We start from the raw sequence: 22,873 nt of genomic DNA on the forward strand, positions 1-22,873 counted from the left end.
AATAGGCCTCCGTCATTCGGGGTATGGAAAAGGGCTTCGGGAACGCGATGCCAGTCCGATTTCATTATAGCCTTTATTTTCAATGCGCAGTCCGAAAATCCAGCCCTCGATTGCGCTTGGGGTTTCGGCAGGTGGATTGGCGGGTAATTCGCCGCGCAGGACCATGAGCATCCCAAGCAACCCAACTAGAGCATCAAAAGCATCCTCCGCGACGGGGGAGGTACCAAACCCTGCCTGGATCGCCTCCTCGAGTTCGGGGGTGGGGTTTCCGCCTAACTCTCGCATCGCTCTTAGAAGGCGAGGTGCGTTTGCCTGGCGTGTGTGCAGAGAACGCTTTCCTTTTCGTGAGCCCGAAGGGGCGAGATGAAGATTTAATCCCAGGGGTACATAATACTCGGCCGGGTAGGTCTCTGCAATCACCGCGGTTGAAGGGCGGAGCAAATCTTGCAGGAGGCCCTGGAAGGGCCAAACCTTGACTTGTGGGAAGGTAAGATGACGAGCCGGGATTAGCAATTCACGCCATCCCGAAAGAGCGGCTTTACCAACCTGTTGCGCGCCCAGCGTCCAGAAGAGCGGCGCGGCGGCGCGTCGGTACGGGGTGGCACGATCGCATAAGCGCCACAGTGCTTGCGCACGGGAAAACCCAAGCCCTTGAACCAGATGCTTCAAGCGTTTGCCCCCACTACGAGCGGGGTAGAAGGGTCGTTCTAGGGCTATATCTTCCGGTTGGTCAGCGACCCTGAAGAAATCCGGCCATACTCCATCCTCGAGTTGGGCTAGAAAGTCCAAAAAGTTCTCGCAGTTAATTTTTTGCGCATACTCAAGAGGTAGACCAATGGGAAAATCGCAGCCTATCAGTGCACTCTCCTCCTGGGTGAGTAACGCACGGATGAAATCCCAAACCTCTGCACCGGATGAGACGAGGATGGGAGCATGAATTTGATAGGCTTCCGGGGAGATACGAAGCGCCCATGCCATCCAGCGCTTGGCAGGTTGGCTGCTCCAGTCCATGTGGAACACAAGGATGGGAAGGTCTGTCATGAAGCAAACAATTCGGGGCAGGCGATCCACTCCTCATTGGAGCGATCGTGCCTTATCCCCCGCAGAAGGTGACCTTCGCGCTCAAGGTGGCGAAGTGCGCGTTGCATCTCACTCTCACGCCACCCGAAGAGGCTTATCGGGTGGGAAAGGTTGATGGCGCCTACGCTGAGGAGATAACGTCGGAGAAGGTAAGCCCGGGCTTCGTCTTCCTGGATAGTGGCCGCCTGGGAGATCAGTTCGGGGAAATGACGGTGAGTGACGTCGTAAACAAAAGCGTAACGCCAGGCTCCAACTTCTGCTGTGCCAACCGGCAGCACACGGAATTGGGTTTGCAAAGTGCTTAGGGCACGTTCGAAGCGCGAAGTGCTTTCGGGGCTGCTGAGACGAGCCGCGCGTCGCAGTGCCAGCGTATCCAGGGGGCCCTCGTTCAAGAGGGCCTCGTAGACCTGTTTGGCTTCAAGGGTTAGCAAACCATCACGGTACTGCTCAAGATAATCATGTTCGGGGTCGCCGTAATTGGGCGAGAGGGCATAGAAGTAGGGAAGGGTGTCTAACGCGATAAGGGTGTTTTTCCCCCGCAACACTCGTGCGTAATACCAGACGCGCTTGCCCAAAAGGCTATCTTTCCAATCCCAGCATATGTGACCGGGGTCGTCGTGTGCATCGGCCACCGGGCGCTCCCCTGCCGTCGCCACCCAAAGGCTGGGCATGGTAATGCCTTGTGCGGGCCAGAAGAGCACGAAGCCGCGCTGATTGACGAAGCGAATGGCCTCATCACGCGAACGCAGCCGCAAGGCGGGATGAGAGCAATAGGTTTGCGCGCGGTAGGTGGCTAGCCGTTCAGCAGAGATGGTGAGCGTCTTGGGTTGCGAGGTCATCGGACTCTTTCCAGATCCAACTTTTGGGGTAAGTTTATTACTATAATAAATTTTAAGACCCGGGAGGCGAGGCGACAATGCAAGTCACTGTATTGGCCATGGGTGGAAGAATTACCCCGACCGATGAATGCCTCAAGGTTTTCCTCCATCTGGCAGGTGGGGATGCGGCCCGGATTCTCATTCTTCCGACCGCGTGCCACGATGTGTTGGCAGTTCAGGAGTACGCCAGGGGGCTTGAGATGCTGGGGGTTCGCTACCCTCCAACGATACTGCCCGTGTGGGAGCGTGAGCAGGCTGAAGATCGGTCGTTGGTACGTGTACTGGCGTGTGCCAGTGCTGTGTTGATCCTTGGTGGGGATTTGAACCGTTTGCTCGCGGTGGTGCGGGGGACGCGATTACATCACGCGTTGTGGCAGGCGGGTGCCGCAGGGGTGGTCATCGGTGGAATTTCAGCCGGGGCGGCGGCGTTGGGCACATGGGTCGGTGGGTTAGAAGGGGCTTTGCGTCCATCTCGTTGGCAACCTGCCCTGGGGGTGTTGCCCCACACGGTGATTGTTCCGCACTTTCACCGGCAGGGTCGTTTAGAGGCTCTGCTACGGATTACGTCCCGCTATCCCGGCTGGCTGGGTTTGGGTGTGGATGAGGCTACGGGCGTGATTGTATGTCCCTCTGGGTTGCAAGGGGTTGGTGCTGGTCAAGTTACCCTGATAACGGTTGTAGAGCGAGATAGTGCATCCGAAGGTGACCCCTGGATCGTGCGCTTGTGCGCGGGGCAATCTCTGGCATGGAGTGCGCTTCCCTGGCTGAGGCAGAGCCAGATACGCGGTTGGGAAATGATTCGAGACGAATTTTCCGGGAGGCCGTTACCGCCCGTAGCCGGTTCCACTGATGTAATGTTCCATCTCTTCCAGAAGTAGCGCCTGGTCTGATATGACCGCCTTGACCACATCACCGATGGTCACAATGCCGATGACCTGCCCTTGCTCGACCACCGGCAGATGGCGGATGCGCTTAGCGGTCATCAGAGCCATACATTCCTGGACACTCTGATGAGGGCCCACGCAGTAAACCTCAGAGGTCATTAGTGCTTTTACTGGGGTGCTTTCTGCTGAATGTCCCAGCAACGGGACTTTGCGGGCGTAATCACGCTCGGAAAAGATGCCCACCAGGCGCTCGCCTTCCATTACCAGCACAGCCCCAATGTCTTTCTCGGCCATCAACTTGAGGGCTTCCAGAACGGTGGTTTCCGGGCTAACCGACCACACTTCGGGTGGTTTGTTTTGGAGAATCTGGCGCACCGTGCTAATCATGGCACCCTCCTCAGAGACAGAAATCTCACCTATTGGGTTCAAAGGCTCTAATTTGAGTATACATCAGAAAGGCCGCCCGGTATGCAAGCCGGAAGGCTCAGGTTTGCTAAAACAAGGGATGCCGCTGAGCAGGTTGAAAGGCGTTGCGCACCATCTCAGGGTCAAAGAATGGCCCTGGCTCGTGTGTGACCGCATATTGGTAGACTGCGGCCGTGTAAATACCGCTCAGGGTGGATTGGAGGAGGCTCAAAAAAACCAGGAGCAGGATGTAAGCCAGAATCAACGGCACAATGAACCAACCGGGTTGGGGCAACTGAAGCCCGAGGAGAATGAGCGGGATCATTGCCAGGGTGACCAGAATCCCGGCCAGGCCGAATATTGCGCCTAACCCCACATTCCCTGCAATTTGCTCGCCCCAGGTCTTCTTGAGTAAAGTTGCACTCCGTTTGATGGCTTCGATGGGGCCTACACCCTCGGCTGCAAGAACCGGCACCACTAGAAACGTTGCCAGATTCCAGGCCATGCCAAGCAGTGAAGTGATCCAGCGACCCAGACCGCGCTGGCGCTGGGAGGCTAGTTTGAGCAACATCCCTACTGTGGCCGCAATGATGGCATAGCCCACGATGGCTCCAAAGCGTGAAAAGGCGATTCTTAAACCATCCTGGAAAGTGGGATCACCTCCACGTAAGCGGATCAGGGCAGCGCCTACCAGCGCCGTGTTCATGAAGAAAATGGCGATATATTGAACGAGGTAGAAGGCGAAGAGCACAATGAACCCCGTGACTTGGGCATTCCCAAAGATAAGGTTATCCGCAAATCCCGATATGATCAATGGTAAGAAGAAGGTCAGGCTAACCAGCAGGGTTAACAGGGCGGAGATGATGGGAAAGATAAGCAGTTCTTTATCCGCATCCAGGACGCGAGCGCTGGCTTTTACCAGTTCCCATGAATTGCGCAGTTTTTCTAACATGAGTGCCTCCCCAGATCAGGCCTATTCTTTCATTTCGCCGTTCTCGGGGGGCTGGCTATTCTTGCCTCGCCCGAGTTGTTGAGAGCGCTCGAAGGCGGCCCAAACTGCGCGGCTGATTGCCGTACGGAATCCTGCCTTCTCTAAATAGTATAGCGCAGCCGCCGACGTGCCACCGGGTGAGGTCACTTCATTTCGTAGCGAGGCGGGGTGAGCGCGACGGAGCGCGTAGTATTCCACCGAACCGCGCAGGGTTTGAACGACCAGTTGTTCGGCAATGCGGCGAGGAAAGCCTAAATGAACGCCGGCATCAATCAGGGCTTCCATGAAGAGAAATACATAGGCCGGCCCAGTGCCGGAGAGGGCGGTGGCCATGTCCAGATAATTTTCTTCTTCTACAAATACCTCCTGTCCGAGAGCACCCAGGATCTGTCGGGCCAGTTCATGTTGAGAATCACTCACCGCTGGCGATGCGGTCCATACTGTGATACCCTGCCCAATTTGGGCGGGGGTGTTGGGCATGGCTCGGACAATAATGGGATGGTTAAGGGCACGAGAAATTTTTTGGATGGGAGCGCCGGCAACAATCGAGAGGACAAGCGCTTCGGGTCGAATTTGATCGCGCAATCCCACTAGCACGGCTTCGAGGCGTTGGGGTTTGACAGCAAGAATGACGACATCGGCATTGCGAGCAGCCTCGGCGTTGTCCGTTGTAAAGCGGATGTGATACCGTTCGATTAATTCGTTCCCGCGTTCTGGTCGTGGGCCGGCGGCAATAATCTGGGCTGGTGTGACCACATTCTGGCGAATTAGGCCTCCAATGATGGCCTCAGCCATTACTCCCGGTCCGATGATGGCGATGTGTTGCTCGTTCATGGAATTAAATAAACCTCCTTTGGTAAGAGTTCAGGTGGACCAGCGGGCGAAGATGGCCGTAGGTAGAAGGCGGCCCGCACTGGTCTCAATCAAGGTAACTTCACCGGCTTCGGTGTGGCCTTTCCAGGTACTCATCATTTCTGAAATGGCGTAGTAAAGCGTGATAGCCGAGGCCTTGACGGCGTAGGCGGTAAGAATGACAAAAACCGGCTCGGGTGCCAGAACCTCACGGCAGGCCTGCAGAAGGACCGGGAGAAGTTTGTAAAACTCCCAGACCTCACCTTTGGGTCCCCGCCCAAACTTGGGGGGGTCGAGGATCAGCCCTTCGTAATGATGCCCACGGCGCGCTTCACGCTGCACGAATTTTAAGGCATCGTCCACGATCCAGCGAATGGGTGCCTCTTGTAAACCGCTAAGGCTTTGATTCTCCCTGGCCCAGGTAATGGCTTTGCGTGAAGCATCTACATGGGTGACGCGAGCGCCGGCTTGGGCTGCTGCCAAAGTCGCTAAACCGGTATAGCCAAACAGGTTGAGAACATGAATGGGGCGTCCTGCTGCGCGGATGCATTCCTGAATCCAATCCCACTGGCTGGCCTGCTCGGGAAAGAGACCCACGTGGCGTGAGGTGCTTCGTTGGATCCAGCAACGCAGGTTTTTGTAGCGAACCATCCAGCGCTCGGGTATGGGTTTCGAGAGTTCCCAGGTGCCACCGCTTTCTTCGCTGAGGGGCTGGAAGCGAGCATGCGCACGGACCCAGGTTTCGGTAGGAAGAGCGGGCTTCCAGATGGCCTCGGCTTCGGGGCGAACCAGGAGATAATCTCCAAACCGTTCCAGTTTTAAGCCCTGCCCGCTGTCCAGCAGGGCGTAGTCCTCCCACTCGGGTGGGGTAATTATGTGCAGTTGCGGTGGACTCACCCAAGCCGGGGGGCGTTCTTGTGCTGGGGTAGAAGAAGGACGGGATTTCGTAGGCATTCGATAATTAGAATTTAGTATACCACTACCCTGAAAGTTGAATTTGAGTGGGAGCAAGCCTGATGCGAGTATAATGCGGGTATTCCACATTTCATCGGGAATGGAAGCCATGCAAAAGCCCTTTAACTTTGAATCTTTTCCGGATCGTCGTGTCACTGAAAGCCTGAAATGGCGGGTGTATGCTGAAGAGGTCCTGCCAATGTGGGTGGCCGATATGGATTTTCTTTCACCCCCAGAGGTGATTGAGGCCTTACGGGCGCGCGTTGAGCATGGGATCTATGGGTATGGCATTGAGCCACCCTCGTTGAAACAGGCTATTACCGCATGGTTGGAGAGGCGTTATCAGTGGCGGGTCAGCGAAGAGGAGATCCTATTTGTGCCCAGTGTGGTCAGCGGCTTTAACTTGGTTGCGTTGGCGCTGAGGGCCCCGGGATCCGGACTTCTGATTCAAACTCCAGTTTATCCCCCGTTTCTCAATGTGGCGCGTCAGGCAGGAATGAAAGATCAGCGTCTGCCTCTCTCGCGTGATGCTATGGGACGCTATTATGTGGATGGGGATTGCTTTCGGGCTGCGTTAACGCCGGAGACGCGGATGTTCTTACTTTGCAATCCTCATAACCCGGTAGGGCGGGTTTTCACCCGCGAGGAACTGTGGACGATGGCAGAAGCCTGCCTGGAACGGGATGTGGTAATTTGCTCAGATGAAATCCACTGTGATCTGACTTATTCTGGTCACGTTCACATTCCGATTGCCACATTGGATGAAGCGATTTCCCGTAAGACGGTAACGCTAATGTCACCTAGCAAGACATTTAATGTGGCCGGGTTGAAGTTTGCTTTTGCGATTGTGCCGGATCCCACCCTGCGAAAGACGCTTAAGCAACTGGTGCACGACCTGGGAGGCGGGATGAACATCATGGGGATAGTCGCCGCCGAGGCTGCTTATACCCGAGGGGCGGGGTGGTTGCAGCATCTTTTGAAGGTGCTGGAATCCAATCGTAATTTTGTGTACGATTTTGTTCGAAATGAATTGCCCGGTGTGGAGATGCAGTTGCCCGAAGCCACGTACCTGGCCTGGCTGGACTGCCGCCGCCTGGATCTGCAGCCAAGTCCCTATGAATTTTTCCTCACCGAGGCGCGAGTTGCATTGAATAATGGCCGTGATTTTGGCACCGAAGGGCGGGGTTTTGTGCGTTTGAATTTCGGTTGCCCACGCTCAACGCTTGAGCAAGGCCTGATGCGAATGAAGCGGGCGTTGGAAGAATCAAGGGTCATCTCGTGAGGAGTTCTTCTTCTCCTGTCCAAGGCTCTCCTTCTCGCTCCCGATCGTGCTTTACAACGGCAGTGGGGCTTGTGCTTGGGCTGATGACTGCCCTGGTGGTGGGTTATGGTTTGCTGTGGGGGATAGGGGCCATCCTAATCACCTCCGACCCACTGCGTCCGGTGGAGGCTTTAGTCCTTTTGAGCGGTGGGGATAAGATGCGGGTTGAAGAGGTGGTGCGCACCTACCGGGCAGTTGGGGCTGAGGTCGTGTTGCTAACCAAGGCGGAGGGTTCGCGTGCGGAAAACTGGAACGCGGATGAACTGGTTTCGAAGGGGATTCCAGGAGAGGCAATCCACTTTACGCGCGGCCGTGCCAGCAGTACCTATGAAGAGGCTCATTACACCTGTGAGGTATTGGAACAGTTGGGGGTGAAGTCGGTGCTGGTTATCACCGATCCGTATCACACCCTGCGCACCCGCTGGATTTTCCGTTCTGTGTATCGGGGGAGTGGAATTGAGGTGCGTGTGCGGGCAGTACAGGGCCACTGGTATCGCTCGTCAACCTGGATGTTCAGCTGGCGGGGATGGGAAACAACGTTAAGTGAAGTGATCAAACTGATGGGTTACTGGCTGGGCGTGCGGGGGGATTAAAAACCGCAGGGCTGCGATGGGGCAGCCCTGCGTGCAGTTGGCCAGCGGTGGTTTACTGCGAGAGTGGAACGACCCGTGCTGCCTGCAGGCCTTTAGGTCCTTCTTCAATAGAGAATTCCACTTTCTGGCCCTCTTTGAGCTGGCGATAACCCGCCATTTGGATGGCGGTGTAGTGGACAAAGACGTCCTCGCCATTCTCGCGGCCGATGAAGCCGTACCCCTTGGTGGGGTTGAACCACTTGACAGTTCCTACATAACGTTCAGACATGCCTTAAACTCCGTTTGGTACTTTGAGATTGCTTAGGCCTGCGGCGCGCTACCACGGGCCACGTTGAGGCAAGATTATCACGCAACATACCAAATGTCAAGCCAGTTTCGCGGTGATTTTTCCAGCCAGGTAGAAAGGAGGCAGGCAATCATGTTATAATTTGAGTGCCGAACGGGCCCGTAGCTCAGCGGCAGAGCGGGCGGCTCATAACCGCTTGGTCGCAGGTTCGAATCCTGCCGGGCCCACTAGTTTATTCAAATACGAACAAATAAAGGCAGGGAATTTCGTAAAACATTGATCCTCAGCTCCCATATATAATTACCTAGTATAAGGTTCCATTTCCCTATCCCAAAAATTTTCTTGGGTGTGCCGAAGGAGTATTAGTAAGCACATCACCGTCTTAATCCCAAGCTTTGCTTGAACTGGTGTGACATGATAATTTTCTCCAGCGCCTGTGGGTCTTTCATAACCTGTAACCTGCGTCTATCGTTTTGGGTTAGAAATGGCCTTTCGTGGAATCAGACAGAAACGAAGGAGATTATACGATGAATCCTTCCCGGTCAGGACCTGAAAGTCGCTTGGATAGACTCACTCGTCGTTGGTGGTTTTACCTGATCATTGTCTTCATCACTTTCCTGCCCCTTTATTCACAGAAACCCTACGATCCCCGCCAGACGTCACAGGTCATCAATGAAGTATTGATGCGACCACTAATTTATTCCATCCCGAGAATTTTTCCGCTTTTTAAGGTCATTCCAATCATCCTGATTGCATGGTTATTCGTTCAACCCCGCAAAGCCTACCGCTGGTTTGCGCTTTATGCCGGTATCAACCTGATCGGAATTGCTCTTTTACAGAACACGGCTTTCACCCCTCAGTATGGATTGGTAATCATCATTGGAAATGTGGTCCTGTTTGGTGCAATTGGGTTAGGGTGGTTTTTAGAAGCCTGGCATCCCACTGCCGACTTTTCAGCCCGTCCTTTGCCGGCGCGCGCCTTTCTTCTCTTTCCCTTGATGCTGGCAGCTTTCTGGATGCCAGTTCAAAGCGATGGAATGCGGCTAGATTTCAATCCGTGGTTGTTCTTTACTAACGAAGCCGGCCTGACTGGTTGTATGATGCTAACGGTCTATACTGGAATCCAGGCAATTTTTTACCCTGATGTCAATCTTGGGTTGATGCGTTTGAGCGGTTTTATTGGTCTCTTGATCGCGATACTAAATCTTTTGACTCATTTCATTCTGATCCCCACAAACTTCTGGATAGGCGTGCTGCACTTGCCCCTGTTTTTGGTCTCGCTGAGTGCATTTCTTTTGTCGTTGCGTCGCCCGAGAGGTTAGGTATTAGATATTGAGATGTATCCCATACCCCTTTCCGCAGGCGGAAACCGTGATAACAGGGCTTTAGAGAGGGGAAGGGAAAGAGGGGCTGTGCGCTTCGCGGTGCGGTTTCTGGATGTTATGGGCGTTGGTCTCGGACAGAATGGAAAAGGGTGTTGAATTGGTAAGAGCCTAAGATTATTATGAGGTAAGGTATATTCGCACCAGATTCTGTTTTTGGAGCACCCGCTCGCCCGGTTGGACGTAAATTTCAACCACGCGACCGGCATGTGGGGCACGCAGTTCGTTTTGCATCTTCATTGACTCCAGCACTACCAGCACTTCATTGGCCTCCACTTCCTGACCCGTTGCAACTGGAACGGCCACTACTAACCCCGGCATGGGGGCTTGAAGGAGATATTCTGTGGATTGGGTAGGATTAGCCGGAACACTTCGACGCAAAGTGTGAGAGGTTTCGTCCTCCACTTCGGCCAGGTACGTGCGTCCTTTAAGGTGAACTTCCCAGGTTTCCCCCTGCGGCGTGGCCAGTACCTCATAAGATTTGCCATTCAAGATAAGCGAGAACAGGGGGGAATCAGAAAGGGTAGTGAGATCCACCTCGATAATTTCACCGTTAAGGCGCACGTGGTGGTCATCCAAAACTTCAATGTGGTATTCTCGATCCCCGATGCGCACTATATAACCACTCATGCTCACCTCAATACCATAATGAGGCTAGCGAAGAGCAAATTCCCATCTGCCCACCCACTTCCAGGCGCTGGCCGGGCGAACAGGTTGAGACAGGGCGGTTACCTTCTGAGGGCGCTGGCGATGGGCCGCTAGTGCTGCTGTAATGGCTGCCAGCATGGCCATGGTTTGTTCATCGCCGTTTTGAGTAGCCACCAGATGTTGGTCTACAAATGAGGTGTCGTACTGACCAGCGATGAAGCGGGGGGTATGCATCAGGGATAGATGAAAGGGGATATTGGTTTGGACACCCATAATGCGCAGTTCTTCTAAGGCCCGACGCATGCGCTGAATCGCTTCAACGCGAGTCTCTCCCCAGACAATCAGTTTGGCGATCAGAGGATCATAATAGGGCGTAATTTCATAACCGGCATAAATGCCGCTATCCAGACGCACGCCGGGACCGGCCGGGGTGAATAAATGGCGGATTTGCCCAATGGTGGGAATGAAATTGTGAGCCGGATCCTCGGCATTGATTCGGCATTCAATCGCAGCCCCATGGAGATGCACATCTTCTTGAGTGAAGCGTAGAGGGCGCCCCATGGCGATCAGAATTTGCTCCTTGACCAGATCAATGCCGGTGACCATCTCGGTGACCGGATGTTCTACCTGTAAGCGGGTGTTCATTTCCAGGAAGTAGAAATTGTGTGCTTGATCAACTAAAAATTCAATGGTTCCAGCGTTAACGTATCCAACCGCTCTGGCTGCGCGCACGGCAACTTCGCCCATTCGGGCACGCAGGTCGGGGTTCTCTGCCAGCAAAGGAGAAGGAGATTCTTCAACCAGTTTTTGGTGCCGACGTTGGATAGAGCACTCGCGTTCACCAAGGTGAACAATGTTGCCATAATGGTCGGCGAGGATTTGAAACTCAATATGACGTGCGCCGGGAATCAGTTTCTCCAGGTAGATGTTGCCATCTCCGAAGGCGGCCTCGGCTTCGCGCCGTGCTGCTCGGAGCAGGGCGGACATTTCCTCCAATGAACGTACCTCGCGCATCCCTTTCCCGCCGCCACCGGCTGTGGCCTTAATGAGCAAGGGGAAGCCAATTTGGGGGGCAATGGTCAATAACTGATCGTCGCTAAGATCGCCCTCACCCTCGGTGCCGGGAACGACGGGCACCCCCGCTGCTGCCACTGTGGCCCGGGCTACCGCTTTATCCCCCATGGCCGCAATGGCCGAAGGCTTGGGGCCGATGAACGTGATGCCGGCATCCAGGCACGCCTGGGCAAAGTCGGCGCGTTCCGCCAGGAATCCGTAGCCGGGGTGAATGGCATCTGCGCCACACTTACGGGCAATGGCCAGGATCTTATCAGCACATAAATAGGATTCGCGCGCGGGTGAGGGCCCCAGGTAGTAGGCCTCATCGGCATAGCGCACATGGAGGGCCTGACGATCGGCATCTGAGTAAATGGCCACACTTTGGATGCCCAGTTCCCGGCAGGCGCGGGCAATGCGAACGGCAATTTCACCGCGATTGGCGATCAAAATCTTCTTAAACATTGTGCCTCCTTTGTGTGTCTCCTCTTGCTGTTTACAAAGGGATGTTCCCGTGTTTCTTGGGCGGGTTTATATCGCGTTTGTTTATCAGCATTTGCAAACCCTCAATCAAGCGTGGGCGAGTCTCGCGAGGCTCGATGACATCGTCGATATAGCCGCGAGCGGCTGCAACATATGGATTGGCAAATTTTTCGCGGTATTCTTGTACCAGTTCTGCTTTGCGCCGTGTGGGGTCTGTAGAGGCTTCTAATTCTTTGCGAAAGATGATGCTCATGGCGCCTTCGGGTCCCATCACGGCAATTTCGGCAGTGGGCCAGGCCAGATTAAGGTCCGAGCGCAGGTGCTTGCTGCTCATTACAATGTAAGCACCCCCGTAGGCTTTGCGGGTGATTACCGTCAGTTTGGGCACGGTGGCTTCACAATACGCGTGCAGAAGTTTGGCCCCGGCGCGTATCACTCCTCCATGCTCCTGGGCAGTACCGGGCATGAAACCCGGCACATCCACAAAGGTAATAATGGGGATGTTAAAAGCATCACAAAAACGCACGAAGCGGGCTGCTTTTTCAGCGGCGTGAATATCCAGAACGCCCGCCAGAACCGCAGGCTGGTTGGCGACAATGCCCACGCTGTGGCCCCCCAGACGCGCAAACCCAATAACCACGTTGGGGGCGTAGGACTCCTGGATTTCAAAAAAATGGCCCTCGTCCACAATCCAGGACAGCGCGGTTTTGATATCGTATGCGCGAGACGGGTCGTCGGGTACCAGGTCATCCAGGGCGGCTTCCATCCGTGAGGGATCATCCGAGGTTGCCACGTAGGGTGGATCGCTCATGTTGTTGGAAGGCAGGTAACTCAATAACTGGCGAGTGAGCGCCAATACCTCGGCTTCGTTCTCCGCGACCCGATGGGCGACTCCTGAGAGCTGGGCATGAATGTCAGCACCCCCTAATTGTTCAAAGGTGACTTCTTCATGGGTCACTGCTTTGACCACTTCGGGTCCGGTGACAAACATATGAGACGAGCCACGCACCATGAGGATGAAGTCGGTAAGGGCGGGGGAATACACCGCACCTCCGGCGCAAGGCCCCATGATCAGTGAAATTTGGGGGATGACACCTGAGGCAAGGGTGTTGCGCAGGAAGACCTCGCCGTAGCCAGCCAGGGCATCCACACCCTCTTGAATGCGGGCGCCCCCCGAGTCGTTAATCCCAATAAGGGGAGCCCCGTTTTTCATTGCTAAGTCCATGACTTTGCAAATTTTCTGGGCGTGGATTTCTCCCAGGCTCCCCCCCAGCACGGTGAAATCCTGGGAGAAGAGATAAACCGGGCGTCCCTCGATGGTGCCCCAGCCGGTTACCACACCATCACCCAAAAAGCGCTGTTGATCAAGGCCGAAATCGTGGCAACGATGAAAGGCCAGGGCATCTAACTCACGAAAGGAACCCGGGTCAAGTAGGAGATCTATTCGCTCTCGAGCCGTCAGGCGACCCTTTTTGTGTTGGGCCTCAATGCGCTCAATGCCGCCCCCTAAACGGGCTTGAGCCTTGAGCGTGCGGAGATGGTGTAGTTTTGAATTTTCACTCATGGCTGCTTCTCTGTTCAGGTGCCGGGTCATGGACCAGCAAGTTTCCGACTAAGATTGAGTGGTCAGGTGTCTTCAACCTAAACAAATTAACCCCGTCAATGCGTTTCGTTACGAGGAGGTACTCCGGAGGTCGAATTTGAAAGGTGGATGTTCCTCATTGTTGTCGCCTGGTTAGATGGATTCTGAAAGATGGCTTGAGTTATCCTATTTCTGAACAACCCTCAAAACCTATCAAATTTGAGAGGTTGAGAAAACCGATTTGATATACTTGGGCTGTGAACGCAAGAGGAAGCCTCAAGCAGTGCAGGTAGAAATCCAAATAAGGGCGTCGGAGGTGATTAGATGCGTGAGTTATCCTGGCTCCAAGTAATCGCCTTGTTGGTTAAACCGGTTTTCATCGTAATTCTGGCAATCTTAGGACAGCGGTTAAGTGTGGCGGGATTTCGATCTCTGGAAACCCGATTATTACAACGTTGGGCGGCGGTGCCGGAACGCAAAGGTCGCATTCATACCCTGGTTCAGTTAGGCCAACATACTGTTAATGTGGTCATTGTGACCATTGCCCTGCTGATGGTACTACACACGCTGGGCATTAATATCTTGCCTTTGCTAACTGGCGCCGGCGTGCTGGGGTTAGCCCTTTCACTGGGAACCCAAACGTTAGTGCGCGATCTCATCAACGGGGTATTTATTCTTTTGGAAGGCCAGTTTGAACTAGGGGATACCATTCAAGTAGGAGATCACGTAGGAGTGGTAGAGCAAATGACCTTGCGTGTGACTCATCTGCGTGATGAGAAGGGGAATCTTCACATTCTACCCAATGGCGATATTCGGATGGTGATTAACCTCACCAAGCCTCGACAAACGGGTGTTTCAATCCAGGAACCTGAATAACAGCGAGTGAAGTCGCCAAAGTGTGTTAAAATCTGAATCCTGACAGAGGAGGTCAAGATATGTCGGTGGTATTAATCTTGCGTAAGCAGGAATTTAAGATCGAAGGGACTATTACAGTTAAGGAAGCCTTGAAGCGTTTGAATCTCTCTCCCGAATCACATTTAGTGGTGCGGAATGGCGAATTGCTCAATGAAAACGATGTTTTGCGCGATGGCGATGTGGTCAAAATTGTCCCCTCGATTTCTGGAGGTGGACGGTGACATCTAATGTTTCCATGAAGTGCATGAAGTGCAATGAGCGGGCTGTGATTCGAATGCGCCAGCACCGCCTGGCACTTTGTAAGGATCATTACATTGAATGGTTTGTCCAGCAAACCCAGCGCTTTATTGAAAAGTACCACATGTTTACCCGTGATGAGAAGGTGCTGGTGGCCGTTTCGGGGGGTAAGGATTCACTGGCGCTTTGGGACGTTTTGTGGCAGTTAGGTTATCACGCCGAAGGCTTATATATCAACCTGGGCATTGATGAGGGATTGCACTACTCGAACGAGTCGGAGCGCCTGGCGCGTGAATTTGCAGAGCAACGCGGTCTTGTGTTACATGTAATCAACGTGGAGCAAGCGCATGGGGAAACCGTGCCTGAAATTGCCCGACGTACGCGGCGGGGGCGCGATAAGCCTTGTGCTGTGTGTGGATTGATCAAGCGGCATGATATGAACCAGGCGGCTCTGGAGTTGGGGTTTAATGTGCTGGCCACGGCCCACAATCTGGACGACGAAGTGGCGTTTCTCTTCGGGAACGTGTTTCATTGGAACCTGGAACAGATGCGTCGTCAGGCGCCGATCTTGCCCGAGTCGCCTGGCTTTGCGCGCAAGGTCAAGCCGTTTTGTCGCTTCAGCGAGCGTGAAACGGCAGCCTATTCCCTGGTGCGGGGTATTGCTTATATTGAGGATGAATGTCCTTTTGCGGAGGGAAGCAAACAACTCCTCTATAAGGATTTGCTCAATCGCCTGGAAGAGGTTGAGCCAGGGGCTAAACTGCGTTTCTATCTGGGCTTTATTGAGGCTCGTGACTCAGGGCAATTGGTCCTGCCGCGTGAAGAAGAAGTCCCCCTTGAATTACATCCCTGCCCCAGGTGCGGGCAACCAACAACCTCGCCCGGGTTATGTGCCTACTGCCGTTTGTTTGAGCGCGAGTCGTTAGAGGCTTCGGAAACCCAGAGGCCATCCGGATAAAAGTCTATTTGACAGGCACAAAGCGCCTGGGTATACTTGGGCGCAGGGCGAGTTTGCCCCAATGGTTATTTTCTGGGGAGGTACGACTCTTGAAAAAAGCATTGATTACAGGCATTACCGGCCAGGACGGTTCTTATCTGGCGGAATTTTTGCTTGCTAAGGGTTATGAAGTTCACGGTCTGATTCGCCGCGCCAGCACCTTCAACACCCGGCGCATTGATCATATCTACCGAGATCCGCATCCAAATGGGGGGGAATTGCCTTTTTACCTCCACTATGGGGATATCTCGGTCCCCGAAAGCCTGATGGATTTGATCTACAATATTCAACCGGACGAGATTTATCATCTGGCAGCGCAGTCACATGTGCGGGTGAGTTTTGACATGCCCGAATATACTGGCAACATCACCGGTCTGGGCACGATTCGGGTGTTAGAGGCGATTCGCAAAAGCGGGTGCAAGGCTCGTTTTTATCAGGCTTCCTCGAGCGAGATGTTTGGCGGGGCAAAACCCCCTCAGAACGAACAAACGCCTTTTGAACCGCGCAGCCCTTATGCGGCGGCAAAAGTGTATGCTTACTGGGTGACGCGCAACTACCGCGAAGGATATGGCTTGTTCGCCTGCAACGGTATTTTGTTCAATCATGAATCGCCGCGTCGAGGTGAAACATTTGTGACCCGTAAGATCACCCGTGCCGTGGCAGCAATCATGGCGGGAAAGCAGCGCTACCTTTATCTGGGTAACCTGGATGCTAAACGGGACTGGGGGTATGCTCCCGAATACGTTGAGGCTATGTGGTTAATGCTTCAGCAAGACCAGCCCGGGGATTATGTCATCGGTACTGGTGAGGCCCATTCCGTGCGTGAGTTCTTAGATGAAGCATTTGGTTATGTAGGGCTGGATTGGCACGATTATGTACGAATTGACCCTCGTTATTTCCGCCCCACAGAAGTGGACTACTTACTGGCGGATGCCAGTAAGGCGCGGCGTGAATTGGGATGGGAACCTAAGGTTCGCTTTCGCGAGTTGGTGCGCATCATGGTGGATGCCGACCTGGAATTGATGGGGCTTCCTTCACCAGGTGAGGGCAAACGCATCCTGTCGGAGCGCTTTTCCTCTGGCTGGCATCGGTGGGAACACCAGGTCGTCAGTATGGAGCGTTTACCCTGAGAGGTCAGGAAAGGGGGACCATGCCCGTCGTGCTCTTTGTTTGTACCGCCAATCGGGTGCGTTCGCCCATGGCAGCTGAGATGTTCCGCGCTTTGCTCAAACAGAAACGCAACGATTGGCGTCATTGGCAGGTGGAATCAGCAGGTACCTGGGCGATGCCGGGGCAGCCGGTGGTTGGTGAGGTGCAAAGTGTCCTTGCTCGCTATGGCCTGGATGTTTCAAGCCACCGTTCACGCGAGGTGAATGGCGACATTCTGGCACGGGCCGACTTAATCCTGGTCATGGAAAAAAATCAGCGTGAGGCTTTGTGCGTAGAGTACCCTGAACATTGTTCTCGAATCTACTTGTTGACCGAAATGACAGGACAAGCGCACAATGTGCCGGACCCGATTGGGGGAAGCCTGGCGGATTATGAGCAGGCGGCTGTGCTGATCCAATCTCTACTGGAAGAGGGGTTTGAGCGTATCGTCGCCCTCACGTTGCAGCATGCCCGTGAGCGAAACATCGCCTCGGGTAAAGAATAGATAATGAGGGTGATTCCTGCGAATTGGGGATTGAAATAATTAGAACTAATGTGCTATAATGTCAGCACCTAAGAAACCGAGGTGCTGAAGATGAACCGCGTAACCCTTGCCATTTTACCCGGGTTGATCGTTGGGTGCTTGTTCCTGGTTGTGTTCACCCGTTGGATTGCTAGCCCTAATTTAACCGTTCAGGCGGCAGGTGAAGAGGTGGCGATAGTAACCCCAACCCCCGCCCCCGACCTCGAGGCCGAAACGGCAAGCGAGTCTGGTGATGGGGAGTGTTCAATCAGTTCGCGTTTTCCTGAAAAGGTCCGCCGTTGGTGTGATTTGATTGAGCGCTATGCGACGGAGTACGGATTGGACCCGAATTTGATTGCGGCAGTAATCTTACAGGAAAGTGGTGGTAACCCTGAGGCCTATTCAAAGAGTGGGGCAGTTGGGTTGATGCAGGTGATGCCACGGGATGGCATTGCGGCCAACTTCATGTGCAAAAATGGGCCGTGTTTTGCTTCGCGTCCCAGCATGGAGGAGTTATTTGACCCAGAATTCAACATTGCTTATGGGACGCGTATGCTCGCAGGTTTAATTCAACGCACCGGAGATATCAGGGAGGCTCTGCGCGCTTATGGCCCGATCAACGTTGGATATTACTACGCAGATATTGTCCTGCGGATATATGAAGCATACCGGTGATCTCATTCCCTTTTTACCTGAGGTGAGGCTGTTGTAGGAGGTGATATTTGGAGTGCCAAAAGCGTTGACATTCCGAACACCTCTGGCTATAATCTTGAGTGCAATGCGGGTGTGGCCAAGTGGTAAGGCAGTAGCTTCCCAAGCTACGATTCGCGGGTTCGAATCCCGTCACCCGCTCTGCAAAATGGATAACAGGATTAGCACCGCCACACTACCTTAAAGATGTGGCGGTATTTTATGTGCTCACAACCCCTTGGGAGGGAAAACCTCAAAATTCTGTTTTGTCCTTGATGGTTCAATATCTCCCGACATGGCGGGTGTTTTATCATCAAATGGGGGCATTTTGAGTTGATTTTTCCAGACGTATAATAGGGACATGACCGAAGACCAGGTTGATCTCAGTGAGCGAGAACGCGAGATTTTGCGTTTGGTGGCGACAGGGGCTTCGAATAAAGAAATTGCCCAGAAGTTGTTTATCAGCCCCAATACCGTCAAGGTGCATTTGCGCAACATTTTTAGCAAAATTGGCGTTGTCTCGCGCACTGAGGCCACCCTCTATGCCCTGCGGCACGGCATCATTGAGGCACCTTTCCCGGAACGTAAGGCGGGGGGAGGAGACGAATCCGCGACACAGAGCGGTATGGAACATTTGGAAGGCCGTTCTGATACACGGTCCCGTCTTTCCATTCGATGGGAAGTGGCTGCGCTGGTCATGGTAGTGGTGGCTATGCTGTTGGGGGTGATCATCCGCACTCTGGCTTCCTCGCGTTCGACGCCTTCAAGCAGTGAGAAACTCACCAACGTGCAGCGTTTCTATGCCTTAGCAGCCCTGCCAGGCGGGCGAAGTGGGATGGCAGGAGGGCGTTATGAGAACTGGTTGTTGGTAGTCGGGGGTCGCACCGCTCAGGGTGTGGATGGCGAGGTAATGGCTTATGACCTGGAGCGAAACACCTGGGAGTCGCGTCGCTCTAAACCAACACCAGTAGAAGGAGCGCAGGGAGCCGTGCTGGGTGAACGTTTATATGTCCCCGGTGGATGTGGGATAACTGGACAACCCAACGATGGTCTCGAGATTTACGACCCACGCCAGGATGTCTGGGAATCTGGACCAACTCTACCTCACCCTGTGTGCCAATATGCTCTGACGGCTCTTGAAGGGCGCCTTTTTCTACTGGGCGGCTGGGACGGTCATGATTTCGGACGCCAGGTTTGGTCTTATGATCCTGCTCTTCGACAATGGAAGATCTTGGGCGAACTACCGTTCCCGTTTGAACATCTCTTTGCTGTGGCTCTAAATGGCAAGATTCTTTTGGTAGGCTATCAGAACGATGATACCCCTCAACTTTGGGCTTATTACCCCAATCGGGGGCCCGGTCAAGACGAAGCCTGGGAGTCTCGGGGCGAATTGCCTGATTCGTTTATCCCGCTGGCAGTGACCTCCCTGGTAGGAAACCTTTATGTGATAGGAAATTCACCTGCTGTGAAGGGGGAGGCCTCACATGTTTTATGGGCTTACGTTGAAAGCAATGACGAATGGCAGCCGGTGACCACTGTTCCAAATCCATTGGGGGAGGGCGGTTTGTTCCTTTCCACAGATACCCGCTTGCATTTTCTGGGAGGGCGCCTTGGGGATACCGAGCAGACGCTCCATCTGGCATACCAGGCAATTTACACTGTCAATCTGCCAGTGATTAATCGTTGAACCTGAAAATCAACATCTCGGGCTTTTTTACCCGAGATGTTGATTTTTTCTGTGGAGTGTTGGGTGGGTTTTAATTCTGCCCCATGATCCAGGCATCGGTGGCACGATCCCAAGGGTAAAGTTCCTCGGGTTTGAACCACAATGCTATTTCCTGGGCGGCCGTTTCAGGGGAGTCGGAGGCGTGAGTCAGGTTACGTCCCACTTCCAGGGCAAAATCATGGCGAATGGTTCCCGGTGCTGCCTCGGTAGGGCGGGTAGCCCCCATCGTTTGGCGCACTGCGGCGATGGCATTGGGGCCCTCCCAGACCATAGCCATCACAGGTGAGGAGGTGATGTAGCGCACCAGTCCCTCGTAAAAGGGTTTTCCTTTGTGCACGGCGTAGTGGGTTTCGGCCAGTTCCTGGTTAACCTGTAAAAATTTTGCCGCAATGAGTTTCAAGCCGCGACGTTCTAGCCGGAGAATGATCTCGCCAATCAAGCCACGTTGCACCGCATCCGGTTTGATTAAGACCAAGGTACGTTCCACGATGAGCCTCCGTGAAGGGAATGGTTTTATCGAAGCAACTCCTCGGCTTTTGTGTAGGCTTCGAGGGCGTCTTGCAGGCGGTTGCTACGCACATAAGCATCACCAAGAGCCTGCCAAAGGCCCACATCAATTGGAAAGCGGTAGAGTGCTTCGTGTAAATCGTGAATAACATCTTCGAGATGATAAGCACCCTGAATGAGACGCTGATAGAACTGGAGGGCGCGTTCCAGGTTGCCGGCCTGTAAAGCGCTTTGCGCCTCATGGAGCCACAAGAGAGTGTCCTCCAAACCTGATTCAGGACCTGGGGGGGTAAGTGGCTGAGGGGATGTGGCCTCCGGGGTGGCAATCTCCTCTGGTACCCAGATGCTCTCACGTTCCTCTTCCTCGATAGCGGGCGAGGGTTCTACCAGTTCTGCCAGCCATTCAGGCACAGGGGCCTCACTTTCTGCTGGGGGTGCGGTGATGGTCGGCTCGGGGGTTGCCAGACGAACCGGCTGCGTATCTTCAATGGTTTCAAAGGGCTCAGGTGCCGCCGTGGAAACGGTGGTTTCCATCTCTTCGGGGGGTACAACAGGAGGTTCCAGCACCTCTTGAAGCCATTCGGGTATGGTTTCGGTAGCCGCTTGGGGGGGCTCAGTGGGGGTAGATACCTCTGGTAATGGTTCTTCAATGGGGGGTTCAGAAGTTGTCGGTGTTTCCTCCGTGATCGCGCTGCTTGCGATCGGGCTTTCTTCAACCTGGGCACTCACCCAAGCCGGGGGAATTTCAGCGCGCTGCTCGGGGGGCGTTATCAACGTTTCTTCATCGGCGCCTTGGCGGGCCGCCAGGCTCTCCAACCAGGCAAAGGCTGCTTCTTCATCTAGCGGAACTTCCTCGCCCGAAGCCATAGAAATCTCCGGGGACGGTACCTCTTCAGCGGCAGGTTCTTCGGGGACGCCCATTTCAGGAGCAAGTGGGCTTTCAAAGGCGGGCAGTGTATCCTCGGGCTGGGTGGCGGGGGCAGTTTCAAGCACGCCTGCCTGAGCCTCGCGTACCCACGCGGGCGGTTCCTCGGGACGTTCAGAGGGGGAGGTGATAAGGGTGCCTTCTTCCGCACCCTGACGGGCTGCTAGGCTTTCCAGCCAGGCCAATGCGGCTTCAATATCCTCACCTTCTGGTGGAGTGATTTCGGAAATTGTTCCGCTTGGGGGAACTTCTGGGGAAGGCGCGATCATTTCAACTTCGGGGAAGATTGCTTCGGCTGTGGGAGCTTCGTATTCTTCTGGGGAGATCTTCTCGGGGGTTTGAGTCACCGCCTCGGTGGGCGAATAAACTTCCGGCTGAGAAGGAACTTCTTCCGGGGTTTCGCTCAGCCACTCGGGTACCCCCCACCCCTCTGCCAGCCCCATTTCCTCGTGCTGAGAGGGGGTTTCTGAGGATGCCAAGTCGGCCAACCATGAGGGGGGTGGCTCTTCTTCCGCAGGGGGTGTTGTGAGAGCGTCTTCGGGCCCCATGAGTGGTTCAATTGTGGATTCCTCTTCGATGGAGGTTGGCTGGGAGGCACCGCTTTGGAGTAGATTCTCAAACCACGCTTCTGCCTGAGTGGGGAGTTCTTCTTCTGCTGCTCCTAAGTCGGGGGGAGCGATTTCTTGCAGCCATTCGGGCACCTCGCCGGGTTCTAGGAAAGGCTCTGAAATTTCTTCAGAGGGCAAGGGGGTTTCCTGGGCCTCTGCACCGCCAGCGCGGATTTCCCACCCGGCTTCACGCATCCAGTCGGGGATCAGGTCTTCTGCTTCGGAAGAAGAGGTCTCAACCTGTTCAGTGAGGAGCGGTTCACTCTCCTCGAGCGGGAGGGTGGCTTCTGGAGAAGAGGGCGGCATTTCAGGTGTAGGTTGTTCGTGGAGGGCAGAGTACCAGTCGGGCAGGGCCTCTTCGTCCTCTACCAGCCAGCTCACTCCCACAGTGCGCGTCCACTCGGGCTGTGCCGGTGCTTCCAGTTCTGGGCTCCACTCTAGGTGATCAAGGGTTACGGCATTGTCGGGCACCTCGAGAGGCGAAAGCATCCCTGGGGTCAAATGCGCCAGGTAAGGATCCATGGCGATCACACGCTGGCGGTAAATGGCGGCATCTTGCGCCCGAGAGGTGGTGGGAAGAATTTCAGCCAGGATTCGATTGGCCTCAAAACAGTAGGGTAATTTGCTAACCAGTTGGGTGCAGACCTCAGTGGCAGCGACCTTCTGCCCGGAGAGGTAGTACATTCGGGCCAGGATGACTACCAGGTCAATGCGGTTGGGGTCCTCAGCGAGAGCAGCGCGCGCCTCCGCGATGGCCTGGGGATAGAGTTCACCGCGAGCATACATGCGGATTAGGGCTCCGCGCGAGAGACGAATGCGGGGTGGTTCAACGCCGTCGCGGCGACCGTATAAGCGCCGCAGTTCATCCTGAATGGCTGTATTAGAGGGTTGAGTCTCGAAGGCGCGTTCCATGTGCCAGATGGCAGCATCAAGATTGCCCTCATCTTCGCGGATAATGCTCATTCCAATTTGGGAAATAAAATCATCTGGCACGGAAGAAAGGACACGGTGAAAGATGTCCGCGGCCTCGGCGTAGCGCTGAGCCTCCAAGAAGGCCTTACCCAATAACCGGTAAGTATCAATGTGTTTGGGATAAAACTTCAGAATGTGCCGGCAGTGGGCAATTGCCTCATCGGTTTGACCTTTTTCAATAAGGTTTTCAATTTCGCGGTTATAGGCGCGCAGCGAAATTTTGGGCATAAGC

Annotated in this window: 23 protein-coding genes and 2 tRNA genes; 13 read left to right on the forward strand and 12 right to left on the reverse strand. The window is 54.4% G+C overall.

The genetic code is table 11. The annotated features are described in order from the left end of the window. Window positions 1-12: 12 nt before the first annotated feature. On the reverse strand, window positions 13-1,041 hold the full coding sequence (locus tag SE15_RS11290; RefSeq protein WP_054522210.1) for a hypothetical protein: 1,029 nt from the start codon (window positions 1,039-1,041) through the stop codon (window positions 13-15). Then, complete coding sequence (locus SE15_RS11295; protein ID WP_054522211.1) at window positions 1,038-1,919, reverse strand: AlkZ-related protein; 882 nt, start codon at window positions 1,917-1,919, stop codon at window positions 1,038-1,040. Before SE15_RS11295 ends, SE15_RS11290 begins: the two co-directional genes overlap by 4 nt. A gap of 77 nt (window positions 1,920-1,996) precedes the next feature. Between SE15_RS11295 and SE15_RS11300 the strand changes: the two genes are divergently transcribed. Next, window positions 1,997-2,836, forward strand: coding sequence for a cyanophycinase (locus SE15_RS11300; protein ID WP_054522212.1), 840 nt, complete (start codon window positions 1,997-1,999; stop codon window positions 2,834-2,836). Here SE15_RS11300 and SE15_RS11305 read toward each other — a convergent pair. The 4 genes from SE15_RS11305 to SE15_RS11320 all read right to left on the reverse strand — a co-directional run bounded on the left by SE15_RS11305 (window position 2,783) and on the right by SE15_RS11320 (window position 6,044). After that, window positions 2,783-3,226 (reverse strand): CBS domain-containing protein, encoded by a 444-nt coding sequence (locus tag SE15_RS11305; RefSeq protein WP_054522493.1) that lies wholly within the window; start codon window positions 3,224-3,226, stop codon window positions 2,783-2,785. The two genes, SE15_RS11300 and SE15_RS11305, sit on opposite strands and share 54 nt — an antisense overlap. 109 nt (window positions 3,227-3,335) lie before the next feature. Further along, the gene (locus SE15_RS11310) at window positions 3,336-4,199 is read right to left on the reverse strand and encodes a DUF6159 family protein (RefSeq protein WP_054522213.1); all 864 of its coding nucleotides are present in this window, start codon (window positions 4,197-4,199) and stop codon (window positions 3,336-3,338) included. A 21-nt stretch (window positions 4,200-4,220) separates the two neighbouring features. Continuing rightward, entirely contained in the window at window positions 4,221-5,072 is an 852-nt protein-coding gene (gene proC, locus SE15_RS11315; RefSeq protein ID WP_054522214.1) for a pyrroline-5-carboxylate reductase, read from the reverse strand. Between the two features lie 30 nt (window positions 5,073-5,102). Beyond that, a complete protein-coding gene (locus tag SE15_RS11320) occupies window positions 5,103-6,044 on the reverse strand; it encodes a class I SAM-dependent methyltransferase (protein WP_083461900.1) in 942 nt (313 codons plus the stop codon). 109 nt (window positions 6,045-6,153) lie between these two features. Here SE15_RS11320 and SE15_RS11325 point away from each other — a divergent pair, with 109 nt between their 5' ends. Both SE15_RS11325 and SE15_RS11330 read left to right on the forward strand, forming a co-directional pair. Continuing rightward, entirely contained in the window at window positions 6,154-7,326 is a 1,173-nt protein-coding gene (locus SE15_RS11325; RefSeq protein WP_054522495.1) for a MalY/PatB family protein, read from the forward strand. A gap of 71 nt (window positions 7,327-7,397) precedes the next feature. Continuing rightward, entirely contained in the window at window positions 7,398-7,958 is a 561-nt protein-coding gene (locus tag SE15_RS11330; RefSeq protein WP_054522215.1) for a YdcF family protein, read from the forward strand. Between the two features lie 52 nt (window positions 7,959-8,010). Here the strand turns inward: SE15_RS11330 and SE15_RS11335 are convergent, their stop codons facing one another. Further along, window positions 8,011-8,226, reverse strand: coding sequence for a cold-shock protein (locus SE15_RS11335; protein ID WP_054522216.1), 216 nt, complete (start codon window positions 8,224-8,226; stop codon window positions 8,011-8,013). A gap of 173 nt (window positions 8,227-8,399) precedes the next feature. Here SE15_RS11335 and SE15_RS11340 point away from each other — a divergent pair. Beyond that, window positions 8,400-8,471 (forward strand) — tRNA-Ile (locus SE15_RS11340). Between the two features lie 300 nt (window positions 8,472-8,771). Then, window positions 8,772-9,566 (forward strand): hypothetical protein, encoded by a 795-nt coding sequence (locus SE15_RS11345; RefSeq protein ID WP_054522217.1) that lies wholly within the window; start codon window positions 8,772-8,774, stop codon window positions 9,564-9,566. A 180-nt stretch (window positions 9,567-9,746) separates the two neighbouring features. Here SE15_RS11345 and SE15_RS11350 read toward each other — a convergent pair whose 3' ends face one another. From SE15_RS11350 to SE15_RS11360, 3 genes are read right to left on the reverse strand one after another with little or no spacing between them, the layout of a single operon-like run. Continuing rightward, window positions 9,747-10,256 (reverse strand): biotin/lipoyl-containing protein, encoded by a 510-nt coding sequence (locus SE15_RS11350; RefSeq protein ID WP_054522218.1) that lies wholly within the window; start codon window positions 10,254-10,256, stop codon window positions 9,747-9,749. 24 nt (window positions 10,257-10,280) lie between these two features. Next, window positions 10,281-11,792 (reverse strand): acetyl-CoA carboxylase biotin carboxylase subunit, encoded by a 1,512-nt coding sequence (accC, locus tag SE15_RS11355; RefSeq protein WP_054522219.1) that lies wholly within the window; start codon window positions 11,790-11,792, stop codon window positions 10,281-10,283. Between the two features lie 31 nt (window positions 11,793-11,823). Then, window positions 11,824-13,374 carry an acyl-CoA carboxylase subunit beta gene (locus SE15_RS11360; protein WP_054522220.1) on the reverse strand — a complete coding sequence of 517 codons (1,551 nt, stop codon included), beginning with the start codon at window positions 13,372-13,374 and terminating at the stop codon, window positions 11,824-11,826. 342 nt (window positions 13,375-13,716) lie between these two features. Here SE15_RS11360 and SE15_RS11365 point away from each other — a divergent pair, with 342 nt between their 5' ends. The 8 genes from SE15_RS11365 (at window position 13,717) to SE15_RS11400 (ending at window position 19,590) form a co-directional block, all read left to right on the forward strand. Further along, a complete protein-coding gene (locus SE15_RS11365) occupies window positions 13,717-14,268 on the forward strand; it encodes a mechanosensitive ion channel family protein (protein ID WP_054522221.1) in 552 nt (183 codons plus the stop codon). Window positions 14,269-14,327: 59 nt separating this feature from the next. Then, entirely contained in the window at window positions 14,328-14,528 is a 201-nt protein-coding gene (locus SE15_RS11370) for a MoaD/ThiS family protein (protein ID WP_054522222.1), read from the forward strand. After that, window positions 14,525-15,502 carry an ATP-binding protein gene (locus SE15_RS11375; protein ID WP_201778098.1) on the forward strand — a complete coding sequence of 326 codons (978 nt, stop codon included), beginning with the start codon at window positions 14,525-14,527 and terminating at the stop codon, window positions 15,500-15,502. Before SE15_RS11370 ends, SE15_RS11375 begins: the two co-directional genes overlap by 4 nt. A gap of 89 nt (window positions 15,503-15,591) precedes the next feature. After that, window positions 15,592-16,671, forward strand: coding sequence for a GDP-mannose 4,6-dehydratase (gene gmd, locus SE15_RS11380; RefSeq protein ID WP_054522223.1), 1,080 nt, complete (start codon window positions 15,592-15,594; stop codon window positions 16,669-16,671). A 20-nt stretch (window positions 16,672-16,691) separates the two neighbouring features. Next, window positions 16,692-17,195, forward strand: a complete 504-nt coding sequence (locus tag SE15_RS11385) for an arsenate reductase/protein-tyrosine-phosphatase family protein (protein WP_054522224.1) — start codon at window positions 16,692-16,694, stop codon at window positions 17,193-17,195. 90 nt (window positions 17,196-17,285) lie between these two features. Then, window positions 17,286-17,888, forward strand: a complete 603-nt coding sequence (locus SE15_RS11390; RefSeq protein WP_054522225.1) for a lytic transglycosylase domain-containing protein — start codon at window positions 17,286-17,288, stop codon at window positions 17,886-17,888. Between the two features lie 105 nt (window positions 17,889-17,993). Continuing rightward, window positions 17,994-18,065 (forward strand) — tRNA-Gly (locus SE15_RS11395). Window positions 18,066-18,264: 199 nt separating this feature from the next. Then, window positions 18,265-19,590 carry a LuxR C-terminal-related transcriptional regulator gene (locus tag SE15_RS11400; protein WP_054522226.1) on the forward strand — a complete coding sequence of 442 codons (1,326 nt, stop codon included), beginning with the start codon at window positions 18,265-18,267 and terminating at the stop codon, window positions 19,588-19,590. Window positions 19,591-19,660: 70 nt separating this feature from the next. Here the strand turns inward: SE15_RS11400 and ndk are convergent, their stop codons facing one another. Next, window positions 19,661-20,116 (reverse strand): nucleoside-diphosphate kinase, encoded by a 456-nt coding sequence (gene ndk / locus SE15_RS11405; RefSeq protein WP_054522227.1) that lies wholly within the window; start codon window positions 20,114-20,116, stop codon window positions 19,661-19,663. Window positions 20,117-20,142: 26 nt separating this feature from the next. After that, window positions 20,143-22,869 (reverse strand): tetratricopeptide repeat protein, encoded by a 2,727-nt coding sequence (locus tag SE15_RS11410; protein WP_054522228.1) that lies wholly within the window; start codon window positions 22,867-22,869, stop codon window positions 20,143-20,145. Window positions 22,870-22,873: the final 4 nt, after the last annotated feature.

Source organism: Thermanaerothrix daxensis, from assembly GCF_001306145.1.
Lineage (GTDB): Bacteria > Chloroflexota > Anaerolineae > Anaerolineales > Anaerolineaceae > Thermanaerothrix > Thermanaerothrix daxensis.

Excerpts from the sequence above, each read along its gene's own strand:
- SE15_RS11290 (WP_054522210.1), bottom strand. The coding sequence starts at position 1,041 with ATGACAGACCTTCCCATCCTTGTGTTCCACATGGACTGGAGCAGCCAA.
- SE15_RS11295 (WP_054522211.1), bottom strand. The coding sequence starts at position 1,919 with ATGACCTCGCAACCCAAGACGCTCACCATCTCTGCTGAACGGCTAGCC.
- SE15_RS11300 (WP_054522212.1), top strand. The coding sequence starts at position 1,997 with ATGCAAGTCACTGTATTGGCCATGGGTGGAAGAATTACCCCGACCGAT.
- SE15_RS11310 (WP_054522213.1), bottom strand. The coding sequence starts at position 4,199 with ATGTTAGAAAAACTGCGCAATTCATGGGAACTGGTAAAAGCCAGCGCT.
- proC (WP_054522214.1), bottom strand. The coding sequence starts at position 5,072 with ATGAACGAGCAACACATCGCCATCATCGGACCGGGAGTAATGGCTGAG.
- SE15_RS11320 (WP_083461900.1), bottom strand. The coding sequence starts at position 6,044 with ATGCCTACGAAATCCCGTCCTTCTTCTACCCCAGCACAAGAACGCCCC.
- SE15_RS11325 (WP_054522495.1), top strand. The coding sequence starts at position 6,154 with ATGCAAAAGCCCTTTAACTTTGAATCTTTTCCGGATCGTCGTGTCACT.
- SE15_RS11335 (WP_054522216.1), bottom strand. The coding sequence starts at position 8,226 with ATGTCTGAACGTTATGTAGGAACTGTCAAGTGGTTCAACCCCACCAAG.
- SE15_RS11345 (WP_054522217.1), top strand. The coding sequence starts at position 8,772 with ATGAATCCTTCCCGGTCAGGACCTGAAAGTCGCTTGGATAGACTCACT.
- SE15_RS11350 (WP_054522218.1), bottom strand. The coding sequence starts at position 10,256 with ATGAGTGGTTATATAGTGCGCATCGGGGATCGAGAATACCACATTGAA.
- accC (WP_054522219.1), bottom strand. The coding sequence starts at position 11,792 with ATGTTTAAGAAGATTTTGATCGCCAATCGCGGTGAAATTGCCGTTCGC.
- SE15_RS11360 (WP_054522220.1), bottom strand. The coding sequence starts at position 13,374 with ATGAGTGAAAATTCAAAACTACACCATCTCCGCACGCTCAAGGCTCAA.
- SE15_RS11365 (WP_054522221.1), top strand. The coding sequence starts at position 13,717 with ATGCGTGAGTTATCCTGGCTCCAAGTAATCGCCTTGTTGGTTAAACCG.
- SE15_RS11370 (WP_054522222.1), top strand. The coding sequence starts at position 14,328 with ATGTCGGTGGTATTAATCTTGCGTAAGCAGGAATTTAAGATCGAAGGG.
- SE15_RS11385 (WP_054522224.1), top strand. The coding sequence starts at position 16,692 with ATGCCCGTCGTGCTCTTTGTTTGTACCGCCAATCGGGTGCGTTCGCCC.
- SE15_RS11390 (WP_054522225.1), top strand. The coding sequence starts at position 17,286 with ATGAACCGCGTAACCCTTGCCATTTTACCCGGGTTGATCGTTGGGTGC.
- SE15_RS11400 (WP_054522226.1), top strand. The coding sequence starts at position 18,265 with ATGACCGAAGACCAGGTTGATCTCAGTGAGCGAGAACGCGAGATTTTG.
- SE15_RS11410 (WP_054522228.1), bottom strand. The coding sequence starts at position 22,869 with ATGCCCAAAATTTCGCTGCGCGCCTATAACCGCGAAATTGAAAACCTT.